The organism is Vibrio sp. 10N.261.52.A1, assembly GCF_002876325.1.
Classification (GTDB): domain Bacteria; phylum Pseudomonadota; class Gammaproteobacteria; order Enterobacterales; family Vibrionaceae; genus Vibrio; species Vibrio chagasii.
Genome location: NZ_MCYD01000603.1, coordinates 3862 through 16700, shown reverse-complemented (window position 1 = coordinate 16700; position 12839 = coordinate 3862). Strand labels below are relative to the sequence as shown.

At 46.8% G+C, this 12839-nt stretch carries 11 protein-coding genes; 7 read left to right on the top strand and 4 right to left on the bottom strand.

Annotation, left to right across the window (positions count from 1 at the left end):
• The first annotated feature begins 115 nt into the window (after nucleotides 1–115).
• Entirely contained in the window at nucleotides 116–1996 is a 1881-nt protein-coding gene (locus tag BCT81_RS10520; RefSeq protein WP_102424146.1) for a methyl-accepting chemotaxis protein, read from the top strand.
• 152 nt (nucleotides 1997–2148) lie between these two features.
• Nucleotides 2149–3036, top strand: coding sequence for a DMT family transporter (locus BCT81_RS10515; RefSeq protein ID WP_102424144.1), 888 nt, complete (start codon nucleotides 2149–2151; stop codon nucleotides 3034–3036).
• A gap of 60 nt (nucleotides 3037–3096) precedes the next feature.
• Here BCT81_RS10515 and epmA read toward each other — a convergent pair whose 3' ends face one another.
• On the bottom strand, nucleotides 3097–4068 hold the full coding sequence (epmA, locus tag BCT81_RS10510; protein WP_102424143.1) for an elongation factor P--(R)-beta-lysine ligase: 972 nt from the start codon (nucleotides 4066–4068) through the stop codon (nucleotides 3097–3099).
• Nucleotides 4069–4519: 451 nt separating this feature from the next.
• On the opposite strand from epmA, the gene frdA reads away from it, so the two are divergent.
• From frdA to frdD, 4 genes are read left to right on the top strand one after another with little or no spacing between them, the layout of a single operon-like run.
• Entirely contained in the window at nucleotides 4520–6352 is a 1833-nt protein-coding gene (frdA, locus tag BCT81_RS10505) for a fumarate reductase (quinol) flavoprotein subunit (protein WP_102424141.1), read from the top strand.
• Nucleotides 6352–7131, top strand: coding sequence for a succinate dehydrogenase/fumarate reductase iron-sulfur subunit (locus BCT81_RS10500; RefSeq protein WP_004741335.1), 780 nt, complete (start codon nucleotides 6352–6354; stop codon nucleotides 7129–7131). Before frdA ends, BCT81_RS10500 begins: the two co-directional genes overlap by 1 nt.
• A 1-nt stretch (nucleotide 7132) precedes the next feature.
• The gene (gene frdC / locus BCT81_RS10495; protein WP_102424139.1) at nucleotides 7133–7516 is read left to right on the top strand and encodes a fumarate reductase subunit FrdC; all 384 of its coding nucleotides are present in this window, start codon (nucleotides 7133–7135) and stop codon (nucleotides 7514–7516) included.
• A gap of 12 nt (nucleotides 7517–7528) precedes the next feature.
• The gene (gene frdD / locus BCT81_RS10490; RefSeq protein ID WP_004741337.1) at nucleotides 7529–7915 is read left to right on the top strand and encodes a fumarate reductase subunit FrdD; all 387 of its coding nucleotides are present in this window, start codon (nucleotides 7529–7531) and stop codon (nucleotides 7913–7915) included.
• 163 nt (nucleotides 7916–8078) lie between these two features.
• Here frdD and BCT81_RS10485 read toward each other — a convergent pair whose 3' ends face one another.
• The 3 genes from BCT81_RS10485 to BCT81_RS10475 form a co-directional block, all read right to left on the bottom strand.
• Complete coding sequence (locus BCT81_RS10485; protein ID WP_102424137.1) at nucleotides 8079–8507, bottom strand: hypothetical protein; 429 nt, start codon at nucleotides 8505–8507, stop codon at nucleotides 8079–8081.
• Nucleotides 8508–8712: 205 nt separating this feature from the next.
• Nucleotides 8713–10116 (bottom strand): SPFH domain-containing protein, encoded by a 1404-nt coding sequence (locus tag BCT81_RS10480; RefSeq protein WP_004741339.1) that lies wholly within the window; start codon nucleotides 10114–10116, stop codon nucleotides 8713–8715.
• Nucleotides 10117–10518: 402 nt separating this feature from the next.
• On the bottom strand, nucleotides 10519–11199 hold the full coding sequence (locus BCT81_RS10475; protein ID WP_102424135.1) for a nitroreductase family protein: 681 nt from the start codon (nucleotides 11197–11199) through the stop codon (nucleotides 10519–10521).
• A gap of 340 nt (nucleotides 11200–11539) precedes the next feature.
• On the opposite strand from BCT81_RS10475, the gene BCT81_RS10470 reads away from it, so the two are divergent.
• The gene (locus tag BCT81_RS10470; protein WP_102424133.1) at nucleotides 11540–12787 is read left to right on the top strand and encodes an aromatic amino acid transport family protein; all 1248 of its coding nucleotides are present in this window, start codon (nucleotides 11540–11542) and stop codon (nucleotides 12785–12787) included.
• Nucleotides 12788–12839 lie beyond the last annotated feature (52 nt).

The following is a 12839-nucleotide window of genomic DNA, read 5'->3' as shown; positions in this document are numbered from 1 at the left end:
AAACACATTCATTCTGCCTAAGACAACGGCACTATACGCCTATCAGAGACACATTAATTCACCATCAAGTACGTCACTGTAGTTAGGTTTTTGTCTAATCAGAGAGGAATGGACCTTGAGACATACTATTAAATTTAAAATTCAGATCGCCATTGCGATCATTATCGCCGTCGTGAGTGGTACCCAAGCTTGGATATCGGTTACCCAGCTAACTCAAGAGACTGAAGTCGCGATCAACCAAGAAATGAAGAATGTCAGTGTAGGGACGACCAACTACATTGCCGATTGGCTTTCGACTCGCAGTGACATGATGCTGGCCAATGAGCCAACCATTTCAAGCAACAGTAACTCAGACCGCGAATTATTGATCACCAAACAAGCCGGACAGTTCTTATCGGTTTATGCGGGTTTTAGCGATGGCACGATCGCTTATGGTGATAAAACGGAAAGCTGGCCAGCAGACTACGACCCTCGCACACGCCCATGGTACAAAGATGCCAACGCCGCATCAGACCTTATCATTACTGAACCGTATCAAGACTTCGATGGCAGCATCGTCATCAGCTTTGCGAAAGCCTTTAGCGGCCAAAAGCAGGGCGTACTGGCTGCGGACTTAACCGTGACGAGCATTATCGATACGGTTCTTAACGTAAAACTGGATAACGATGGCTTCGCCTTCTTAGTGGACGGTAACAACAATATCGTTGCGTACAGCGATGAAGCATTAAGTCAAAAACCACTCACAAGCTTAAACCCAGAACTGACCGCAAACCGAGTGTCACAACTGATTCAGAACCAAACCATCACCACATTAGCTTGGCCTGGTCAGGGAGATAAGTTGGTTTACATTGCTAACGTGCCGAATACCGATTGGTCTCTGGGCATTGTTATCGATAAAGAGCTGGCATTCTCTGCGGTCACTGATGCGATTCAATTCATCGCACTAACCTCACTTGTTCTGTACATCGTGATTTCAATCGCTAGCACCATGGTCATCAACCGACTGCTTTACCCACTACAAACCTTGTCAGAGGCGCTAACCCAGCTTGCTCAAGGCCGAGGTGATCTTACTCAACGAATCGATATCACCCGCATGGATGAGATAGGTAAGCTTGCTGAGCTAGTGAACCAATTCTTAAGTCAAATGCAGAGCATGCTGAAAGGCGTCGTTGAGCATAGCCACGATTTAAACAACCACGCTGAAAAAGCCAATCAACTGGCAACGCAATCCTCCATTCGTGTGGAGAATCAACAAAACGATATTAACCAGATTGCGACTGCAATTCATGAGATGTCAGCAACTGCCGCCGAAGTAGCAAGCCATGCAGAATTAACCGCATCCGCTTCTCAAGCCTCTGCAACCGCGTGTAATGACGGCCAAGAAGTAATTCAACAAAACCGTGATGCCATCACTCGCCTTGCGACCCAAGTAGAAGACGCAGCCAATGTGATCCGAGAGCTGGAAAACAACGCTCAAAGCATCAACCAAATTCTATCCACCATTCAAGGCATTGCTGAGCAAACAAACCTATTGGCATTGAATGCTGCCATTGAAGCGGCACGTGCTGGAGAGCAAGGTCGTGGGTTTGCCGTTGTCGCCGATGAAGTTCGAGTGCTAAGCCAAAGAACGCATGGCTCGACGGAAGAAATCCGCGTGATGATCGATACCCTACAGAAGAATACTGAACATGCGGTGGATAGCATGACCACCAGCACTCAACTGGCAGAAAACAGTGTTGGCTTTGCAGAACAAGCGCACGACAGCCTGTCTAAAATCACGCAAGCCATCAGTGAAATCAACGACATGGCACTACAGATAGCCAGCGCAGCTGAAGAGCAACGAGCAGTAAGCGAAGACATCAGTCGCAATACACAAGGGATCAAAGATGCCTCTGACGACCTAGCCCAACAAGCGGAAAGCAGCCGCAATAGCTCAAATGAGATGAGTAGTGCAGCTGAATCGATGCGTCGAGATGTGGAGCGCTTTAAGGTGTAAAGCCTCGCGACTCAAGCAAGCGAAACGGAGAACTGGAGCAAACCTATCCCTGAGGAGCAAAGCGGTGCATTTATTAAGAATCGCTTTGTTCTCAGTTCGGTTTGATGCATATTGATGAGCTAATTTATCCCAGACACAAGGACTGTTAATCGATGGGGTTCGAATGGTTGGCTCTCGCCGCTGCTTTTCTTTGGGCTATCGCAAGCCTAATGTCCGTAAAGCCAGCTCAACACTTAGGTTCTTTTGCCTATAGCCGCTGGCGTATGGGCTGTACTGCGGTCATCTTATCGAGCATGGCTTGGTTTACGGGTGGCTGGTCAACTGTCGAAACAGAGCTAATCACGCCGATGATGCTGTCTGGCCTGATTGGTATCTTCATTGGTGATACCGCCCTATTTGCCTGCTTGAACCGAATGGGCCCGCGCCAAGCTGGCTTACTGTTCTCTTGTCACGCTGTGTTCTCTGCGATTCTCGGTTACTTCCTGTTTAGTGAGAGCATGACCTCTGGCGAGCTTATTGGCTCGGCCTTGGTATTCAGTGGCGTATTAACCGCGATATTCTTTGGTCGTCGAGGCCAAGCTAATAACCAACTTGAAACCATCAAGGGCACCGTGTGGATTGGTGTCGCTCTCGGAATCACGGCGGCTATCTGCCAAGCATTGGGGGGGATCATCGCAAAGCCCGTGATGCAAACTAGCATCGACCCGGTAGCTGCCTCTGCGATTCGAATGATCACCGCCTTTGTTGCTCACTCCGCATTTCGCTTAACAGGCGCTAAGCTTTCACGGGCACTGAATCCGATGAATGGTCAGATATTCGCGATTACCGCAGTGAACGGCTTTCTTGCAATGGCGGTAGGAATGACGCTGATCCTGTATGCACTGCAAGAAGGAAATGTCGGCATGGTTGCTCTGTTGTCTTCAACCACACCTATCATGTTGCTGCCCATTCTATGGCTTTACACCAAGCAGAGACCAAACGCCTATGCTTGGATCGGTGCCATTGTTGCAGTGGCCGGCACAGGTATCCTAGTAAGATAGTGGCACTGGTATTCTTGTCAACTAATCGAGCTGCTCGCTAACTTCTCTAGCTAACTAACATTAAGAACGCGGGAATGGGAAAGCGGTCACGTCGTCGATATGGTCGTAACCTAAAGCCAGCATGATTAGCCTATCGATACCCAATGCAACACCCGCACAGTCTGGTAGGCCTGCTTTTAGCGCCTCAATTAGATGATGGTCAATCGGCTGAGGCGACAAGCCCATCTCAACACGCTTAGCATTGTCATCTTCAAAGCGTTTAAGCTGCTCTTGTGGCTTATCTAACTCATGGAAGCCGTTTGCCAGCTCGATACCTTTGAAGTACACCTCAAAACGGTCAGCCACTCGCGGATCATTAGGGTTAATCTTGGCTAGTGCCGCCTGTGAAGCTGGGAAGTCATAAACAAATGCGGGTACTGTCTGGCCAATCTTTTCTTCGACACCCACGCTAAATAGCAATTGCAGTAAAGTATCGCGGTCCTCTTCAGGATCGGCAATATCACTTAACCCAAGCTTGGCTGCCGCTTGTTTTAAAGTATCCATCGAATCTTCAAGCGGACACACGCCTAGCACGTCGATGAAGGCTTGTTGGTAAGTCATGCGTTCTGCCTCGCCTGACTTTAAGATTTTCTGTAGGAGCAAGTCCATCTCATCCATCAGGTCATGATGGTCAAAACCGACACGGTACCACTCCAGCATGGTGAATTCAGGGTTGTGGTAACGGCCGTTCTCTTCATTACGAAACGACTTACAAATTTGGTAAATGCAGCCACTTCCAGCTGCCAGCAAACGTTTCATATGAAATTCAGGGCTTGTCATAAAGAACAGAGGTTGCCCTTGCGCGTAACCTGGACCGACGAATTCAGTTTTGAAGGTATGCAAATGCACATCCGTCACCGTAGCGTGACTCATGGCTGGCGTATCGACCTCCATCACGTCTCGCTCTGCAAAAAACTGGCGGATTTGACTAAGGATATCAGCACGTTGCTTTAACTGCTTAATGGTTGCGGCAGGTTGCCATGTAGAGTGCATTACTAAGTTCCATATCACTGAATTCTAGGCGACGAAAATTATCACTTTTCGCTGCTTTTGTAAGCTTCTATCTTTGCTTTAATTAAACCATCGTGCTGTTTAGATGAAGCCATAAAATCACGTTCTACAATACAATTATTAATATTCAACCCCACTCAACATTGATAACAAAAATCATACTCAACAAGCCGTTAACACAAGCCCTGTGGACGAATCGTTATCAATAATTGATTGCCGTGATTGCAGTCACATAACCTATAATTTCTATGCCTCCATATGCATTACCGGAGCAAAAACCTAAATACATCAATTTTTCAAACACCCTCCTCTCTTACACTGAACCTACCACTTAAGGCTTAGAGGTGATAATCGGTTGATGCCGTTTACTGCTCTCTAAATAGGCTTTTTATAATAACAAGCGGAATACTCCGCATCACACTGGAGAATAACTGTGAAGACAATTACCACAGATATCGCAGTCATCGGCGCAGGCGGCGCTGGTCTTCGTACAGCTATTGCAGCAGCTGAAGCTAATCCTGATTTGGAAGTAGCACTGATTTCTAAAGTTTACCCAATGCGTTCGCACACGGTAGCAGCAGAAGGCGGTTCAGCAGCGGTAATTAAAGACGAAGATAGCCTAGATAACCACTTCAACGATACCGTTGGCGGTGGCGACTGGCTATGTGAACAGGATGTTGTTGAATACTTTGTTGAAAACGCGACTCGCGAAATGATCCAAATGGAACAATGGGGCTGCCCATGGAGTCGTAAAGAAAACGGTGAAGTAAACGTACGCCGATTCGGCGGTATGAAGGTAGAAAGAACGTGGTTCGCAGCCGATAAAACTGGCTTCCACATGCTTCATACTCTGTTCCAGACTTCGATGAAGTACGACCAAATCAAACGATTTGACGAGTACTTTGTGGTGGATTTGATCGTTGAAGAAGGCGAAGTACAAGGCCTTATCGCGATTCATATGTCTGAAGGTGAGCTTGTTACCATCAAAGCAAAATCAGTTGTTCTAGCAACCGGTGGCGCAGGTCGTGTTTATCACTGTAATACTAACGGTGGCATCGTGACCGGCGACGGTATGGCAATGGCTTATCGCCACGGTGTGCCACTACGTGACATGGAGTTTGTTCAATACCACCCAACCGGCCTACCGGGCACGGGCATCTTGATGACCGAAGGTTGTCGTGGTGAAGGCGGTATCATCGTCAACAAGAACGGCTACCGTTACCTACAAGATTACGGCATGGGCCCTGAAACACCAGTGGGCGAGCCGAAGAACAAATACATGGAACTAGGTCCTCGCGACAAAGTTTCTCAAGCATTCTGGCACGAGCAGCAAAAAGGCAACACCATCAAGCACCCTCTTGGTGATGTAGTACACCTTGACCTTCGCCACCTTGGTGAAGAGTACCTGCAAGAGCGTCTACCGTTCATCTGTGAGCTGGCAAAAGCCTACGTAAACGTTGACCCAGCAAAAGAGCCAATCCCAATTCGTCCGACTGTTCATTACACCATGGGTGGTATCGAAACTAACGGTACTTGTGAAACTCGCATCAAAGGCCTATTCGCGGTGGGCGAATGTGCGTCGGTTGGCCTACACGGTGCAAACCGCCTAGGTTCAAACTCTCTGGCTGAGTTCGTAGTATTTGGCCGCGTTGCCGGTGAACACGCTGTGAAACGCGCAGCAGAGTTCAAAGGCTGGAATGAAGAGTCTATCGCTAAGCAAGTAAAAGCGGTTGAAGATCGCATCGCAGCGCTGATGAACCAAGAAGGCGACGAAAACTGGGCAGATATCCGTACTGAAATGGGTCACACCATGGAAGCGGGTTGTGGTATCTACCGTCAAGAAGACTTGATGCAAGAGACCATCAACAAGATCACTGAACTGAAAGCGCGCTACAAGAAGATCAGCATCAAAGACAAAGGCAAGGTGTTCAACACTGACCTACTTTACGCTATCGAAGTGGGCTACGGCCTAGAAGTCGCAGAAGCGATGGTTCACTCAGCGATCCTTCGTAAAGAGTCTCGCGGTGCACACCAACGTCTAGACGACAACTGCACAGAACGTGATGACGTGAACTTCCTGAAACACTCTCTATCGTTCTACAACGAAGATGCAGCACCAACCATAGACTACAGCAACGTTAAGATCACCAAGTCTCAACCAAAAGCACGTCTGTACGGTGAAGCAGCAGAGAAAGCCGCGGCCGCTGAAAAAGCTGCTGCAGCGAATGTCGCTCAAGATGAGAACCGTGAAGAGGAGAAAGCGTAATGTCAGCGAATCGTATCCAAAAAGTAGACATTCTGCGCTACGACCCAGAGAAAGATGCAGAACCTTACATGCAGACTTTCGAAGTACCTTTCGATGAGACCATGTCGGTACTAGACGCGATTGGTTACATCAAAGACCACCAAGACAAAGACCTTTCATACCGTTGGTCTTGTCGTATGGCGATCTGTGGTTCTTGCGGCATCATGGTTGATGGCGTGCCTAAGCTAGCGTGTAAGAGCTTCTTACGTGACTACCCGAACGGCCTGACCATCGAGCCTTTAGCTAACTTCCCAATCGAGAAAGATTTGATTGTCGACATGACGCCGTTCATCGAGCGCCTTGAAGCGATCAAACCTTACATCATTGGTAACGACCGTAAGCCTGAAGACGGCACTAACCTACAAACACCTGAGCAAATGGCTAAGTACAAACAGTTCGCTGGTTGTATCAACTGTGGTCTTTGCTACGCAGCATGCCCTCAATTCGGTCTAAACCCAGAGTTCATTGGCCCTGCGGCACTGACTCTTGCTCACCGTTACAACCTAGATAGCCGTGACAACGGCAAAGATGAGCGTATGAAGCTTATCAACGGTCAAAATGGCGCTTGGGGCTGTACGTTTGTTGGTTACTGTTCTGAAGTATGTCCAAAGAAAGTAGACCCAGCAGCGGCGGTTAACCAAGGTAAAGTTGAGTCTTCAATGGACTTCGTTATCTCGATGTTCAAACCTGACGGTACATCTGTTAGCAAGAACCAAGTAAAAACTGCAGAGGAGGCATAAGATGAGCAATCGTAAGCCTTATGTTCGTGAGATGAAGAGAACTTGGTGGAGCAACCATCCGTTCTATCGCTTCTACATGCTACGTGAAGCAACTGTACTGCCTTTGATTCTGTTCATGGTATTCCTAACCTTTGGTTTGGGTGCGCTAGTGAAAGGCCCTGAAGCGTGGGCTGGTTGGTTGAGCTTTATGGCGAACCCTATCATTGTCGGTATTAATATCGTGGCACTGCTAGGTAGCTTAATGCACGCTCAAACCTTCTTCAGCATGATGCCTCAAGTAATGCCAATCCGCCTAAAAGGTAAATTGGTAGATAAAAGAATCATCGTACTGACTCAGTGGGCAGCGGTGGCTTTTATTTCTTTAATCGTTCTTGTTGTGGTGTAAGGAGCTTTCGTTATGAACACAAACTACAAAGTTAAGCCTGTTAACCACAACCCTCAACGCTCTGATGAGCCAATTTGGTGGGGCCTATTCGGCGCTGGCGGTACTTGGTTCGCGATGATCACGCCAATCACGATTCTAGTGTTAGGCATCTTAGTGCCAATGGGCATCATCGATGCAGAAGCAATGAGCTACGAGCGTGTGTCTGAGTTCGCCACTAGCATTATCGGTGCACTATTCATCATCGGTACTCTAGCACTGCCAATGTGGCATGCTATGCACCGCCTTCACCACGGCATGCACGACCTAAAATTCCACGTAGGCGTTGCAGGTAAAGTGGGCTGCTACTTCTTTGCAGGCCTAATTAGCGCATTGTCTGTTATTTTCATCTTTATGATTTAAGAGTTAAGAGCAGATTCGGGATTCGAGTAAGCGAGTCACGAAGAGCCTGATTGAAAGCAGATTCGAGTTTCGGGTAATCGAGATGCGAAAAGCTTAAGAGCAGAAAAGCGAAAGCAGAGCGAGATTATCTCGTTCTGCTTTTTCACAGATACATTTTCAAGCTTCACTGATTCAGTAATTTTATGCTGCAATTGACCGCAACAGTAGAGCTGGAAGCGCGCGGTCTACCATCTGGATGGTAGGTGCTCAACCCTGCCTTTGTGACTTCCCCATCAGAGATTGAAAAATGCAGTTGATAAGTCGCGCCCTCTACTGTCATGGTGCCAGATGGGCCGGAAGCCCCTTTTGACCACTTTGCATCATTAACCGACTGGTATTGGGTTAAGCAGTGATGCATCTTACCTAATTTTCCTTTTTGCGCTACGCCATACCGTTGTGCGCTGTACTCGTCTATCGTATAGGGTGAATCTGCGCTTAATGAATGGATTTCAACATACTCTTTCTCACCATAGTAATCGAGCACCTGCAAAGCAATATTTAGAGTTAATGAAGCCACTATTGCTATCCATAATACTGGTTTGTTGTTTTTCATTTATATACTCATTATTGATTATTCGCATTAATGGCTTCCGCTAAGTGATGAGATCCTTCACAACAACTTGTTATCAATGAACCCATGTTGGCGGCCTTACTTGTCGATGCGCAGCTAGAGTAGACAGATAAAGAGGCCAATCCCCGTATATTGGCCTTGTTGTTCTAAATCAGTGAGCACTTAGAGCTCTTGGTTACCCATGCTCTTATTGCTGTGTAACCTTCTTGGTTTGGTCCATTAACCCCAACGCTCCGAAGCCTGTAATGACATCGAGGTTGGTTTTCAAACCCGTTTCGTCACTGCCGCCGATGTAGTTTTGTGGCATCTGCACTTGGAAGTTCTGCAGGTTGTTATACAGCGAGTTAGCGACCTCACGGTTCAGCTCGGCCAGATACACCTCACGGTTGGCCCCTAGCGCGGCATATTTCGCTTTCAACACTTCCGCTTCCGCTCGACCTTTTTCAAGAATCGCTCTTGCTTCAAATTCAGCAGATAATGCATTGGCCTTTTGAATCGCCAAATTGGCTTCTGCGGTTGCCAGTTCCTTCTCTTTTTCAACTTCAGCTAATCGCTTAGTTTTCTCGACTTCGACAATTTCACGTTCAGCAATTTGACGAGCTATTTCCACTTCTTTCTGCTGGGAAATAATCGCTAACTCTTTGCCTCGCTGCGCGTCTTGGACTTCTCGAGTACGCTGAATCTCTTTACGGAGTTGCTCGGTCTCAGCTTGCGCTTTTGATGTTTCTTGCTCCTGAATCGCACGGATACGGTCGGCCACCAAACGCTTCTTATCCGCCAGTAACTGATCAAGTTGCTTTTCTGGCTGCGGATCACCAATCGTGACCTGGGTTACTTGAATGCCGTATTGTGATAACGGGTTGTCCTGACGGATAGGCTGACCCGTGTTATCCACCACCGGCACTGTCTTCCAAACCAGTTGATTGGTTCGTTGCAATTGATTCGAGTTCGATTGATTGACACCAACCGGCGCAAGATCTAACTCTTCCACTTCAACCTGACGACGCTCCGTCAGGTAAATGCCCTCGCGTAGCTGATCACCCAATTTAGATTTGAATTGGTTTAAGCCACCTTGGAAGAACTCCTCGCCCGTGTATTGAGTCGCCGTAATCACTGTCACATTACGCGCATTTTTAACCAACAATGCATCGATCAAATTACTGTTGTTACGAAACTCCTTATGCATCTTTTCCACTGCCTTCGGGTCATTACTGAGCTTAAAACGGAACGTCACCGGAATCTCACCAATGTACGTATCAGCAAAACGCACCTGCACCGGATCTAACCTCTGATAAAAATCTTCCCCTTTACTGTTGCCAAAAGAGACCGTAATCACCTGATCATACTGGGTTATCTTGGATAAAAACGGCATTCGGAAATGAATACCGGGCTCGGTAAAGACATCCAACTCACCAGTAATATTGTTTTGATGCACGTAGCTGTAACCGGCATCGGTCATCAAAACTGAACTATTAATTGTTAAGCCTAAAGCCAGCAGTGGTACGCCGAATACTGCCGCTTTCAGCCCTTTATGTAGTAACTGACGTCGTTCTTCTATTTTCAAACCTCTTCCTAAGCCTCGATTTTCCATGTCATTCTCCTTTAGGGTTGTCATTGAGTTAAACCGAAATAAATCAAACTGATATGCAACTCGCTGACCACGAGAAATAATGTATCAAATTGTTACACTTCGGAACAATCGAAAGATTCATCAAATAAATAAGGTTTTATCGAAAAATACAAATAACCTCTACATCTACAAACTTTGAATTTATGAACTTTGACTATATGGACATGGCTCGAGAGGAAAGTTAAAACTGAATTAAAAAGGGAGGTAGCAAAAAACATCGTCATCAGCCAATGGCTGTCACGGCTTTGCAGACTAATCAATACGAGGTCTGTTGTTTCTGTCTTTATGATTTAAAAACAACAAAGCTGGCATCTTGCCAGCTTTGTTGTGAGCTACGGGTTGTATCTCATTAAGATATGCTCATCAAAGAAAGGTAGCAATGTCATCCAGTGACTTCTTATGCATCGCGTGTTCGGGGATGGTCGCATCCTCTTCAGGGTAGCCGGTAACAATTAACATATAAGGGCGATCGACCTCATTGTCCCGTCCACAAATCTTGCTCAAGAAACTCATTGGCTTTGGTGTATGAGTCAAAGTACCCAAGCCAGCATTGTGTAACGCTTGAAGCAAAAAACCAGTGGCAATCCCGACAGACTCATGCACGTAATAATTGACTTGTTCGCCATCGTTCGTCATGCCGCCTTTCTTCTTTGCAAACACCGCAATGAGCCATGGTGCTTTTTCTAAGTAAGGTTTACTGGCATTGGTGCCAAGAGGTTTAAGTGCGTCTAACCACTCTTGCCCTGCTCGACCTTGATAAAAAGAATGTTCCAACTCTTCAGCCGCTTGGCGTATCTGCCCTTTAACGTCGGCACTATTAATAGCAACAAAATGCCAAGGCTGATGGTTAGCACCACTCGGGGCGGTTCCTGCCGCTCGAATGCAGTGTTCAATCACGTCTTTTGCCACAGGGCGATCAGAGAAGCTCCGAATTGAATGACGCCTCTGAAGTTGCTCAAGGTTATGAAGTGCTCTTGCTGCCATTTCTTGTGGCGGATATTCCACAAAATCGTTGAGCGGATGATGTTGTTCAGGTGTCGACATAGTGCTTCCTTGCGCTTACTGGTGTTTGATTCACTATAGTCACAAATTTTCGATTCGCCTGTTCATCTTTATCAAAGCAACGTGATAGTGAGATGCAGTTCAACTATTCACCAACCGTTCTTTGCCTCGCATCAATTGGTTTTAAAAAGTCGCTTGAGAACGCATTTGAGGCTCATCATTAGCGCAAATAAAGAAAGTTAATAGCACGATCTCTATCACTAATAAGAGCTCCTTGATTTTGATTTTTGCGATTACCATAATCGCAACCCATTGTTTAAATTGAAGTCATTGATAAAACCATTAGCATTTGCCCCTTTCTTATACAAACGGTTACCTATCCATGCACCAATCAGATACAGCTTTAAACAGTCAAAGCGGGCGTTGGACACAGCACGATACTCAATGGGTATTGAGTTTATTTGGTACAGCTGTCGGCGCAGGTATTCTCTTCTTACCTATTAACCTAGGCCTAAGTGGTTTCGTTCCATTGCTCATCATGGCAGCCTTGGCATTCCCTATGACTTTCTTAGCGCACCGTGGCTTTACTCGCTTCGTTCTATCTTCCAGCCAAAAAGACGCAGACTTTACCGATGTCGTTGCTGAGCACTTTGGAGCCACTGCGGGACAAATCATTTCACTGCTGTACTTTTTGTCTATCTTCCCAATTTTATTAATTTATGGTGTCGGGCTAACGAATACCGTCGATAGCTTTATGGTTAACCAAGCTGGGCTAGAGTCACTGCCGCGACCTTTGCTGTCGGGGGCCTTAGTGACAGGGTTAATCGCAGTGATGATCGCTGGCGAGAGAATCATACTTCGTACACTCTCGTTGATGGTTTATCCCCTAGTCGCGATTCTGCTATTTTTGTCTGTCTACTTGATTCCAAGCTGGCAGGTTCCTGAGCTGACAATGCCTTCATTATCTTCTTTGGGCAGCACGCTATGGCTATCCACGCCAGTAGTGATCTTCTCATTCAGTCATTTAGCAGCACTCTCTTCTTTTGCCCACGCTCAACGCAGCCATTACGATGACAGCGCAAGAGTAAAATCAGAGCACATCTTACAACGCACCAGCATCATGCTGATCCTGTTTGTGATGCTGTTTGTATTTTCTTGTGTTCTGACACTGTCTCCTGAACAGCTAGCACAAGCGAAGGAACAAAACGTGTCGATTCTGTCTTATCTGGCCAACGTTAAAGACAACCCGTTTATTGCAACGCTTGGCCCGATTGTGGCTTTCCTAGCAATAACATCATCATTTATTGGCCACTTCTTGGGCGCGAGAGAAAGCATGGTCGGGATGCTAACCAAAAGTACCTCCCTATCCACACCTTTGGCTCATAAAGTGACAATAATCTCGCTGTTTGCATCGATCTGGGTGGTAGCGATTGTCAACCCGAGCATTTTAGGGATGATGGAAGCCTTGTCTGGGCCTGTAATTGCGATGATCTTGTTCGTTATGCCTATGGTGGCTGTGTACAAAGTGGAGGCGTTACGCCGCTATAGAAAGGATTTATCCTGCGTCTTCGTCTTGTTGGTGGGTGTCGTCGCTGTAAGCGCTTTAGTGTTTAGCTTAGTTAAGCCATAGCGGGTTAGGGACGAAAAGCAGATACGGGATTCGAGTAAACGAGTATCGAAGT

What these genes read in the sequence shown, in the direction of transcription:
- BCT81_RS10515 (WP_102424144.1), top strand. Translation starts at nt 2,149, where the DNA reads ATGGGGTTCGAATGGTTGGCTCTCGCCGCTGCTTTTCTTTGGGCTATC.
- epmA (WP_102424143.1), bottom strand. Translation starts at nt 4,068, where the DNA reads ATGCACTCTACATGGCAACCTGCCGCAACCATTAAGCAGTTAAAGCAA.
- BCT81_RS10500 (WP_004741335.1), top strand. Translation starts at nt 6,352, where the DNA reads ATGTCAGCGAATCGTATCCAAAAAGTAGACATTCTGCGCTACGACCCA.
- frdC (WP_102424139.1), top strand. Translation starts at nt 7,133, where the DNA reads ATGAGCAATCGTAAGCCTTATGTTCGTGAGATGAAGAGAACTTGGTGG.
- frdD (WP_004741337.1), top strand. Translation starts at nt 7,529, where the DNA reads ATGAACACAAACTACAAAGTTAAGCCTGTTAACCACAACCCTCAACGC.
- BCT81_RS10485 (WP_102424137.1), bottom strand. Translation starts at nt 8,507, where the DNA reads ATGAAAAACAACAAACCAGTATTATGGATAGCAATAGTGGCTTCATTA.
- BCT81_RS10480 (WP_004741339.1), bottom strand. Translation starts at nt 10,116, where the DNA reads ATGGAAAATCGAGGCTTAGGAAGAGGTTTGAAAATAGAAGAACGACGT.
- BCT81_RS10475 (WP_102424135.1), bottom strand. Translation starts at nt 11,199, where the DNA reads ATGTCGACACCTGAACAACATCATCCGCTCAACGATTTTGTGGAATAT.
- BCT81_RS10470 (WP_102424133.1), top strand. Translation starts at nt 11,540, where the DNA reads ATGCACCAATCAGATACAGCTTTAAACAGTCAAAGCGGGCGTTGGACA.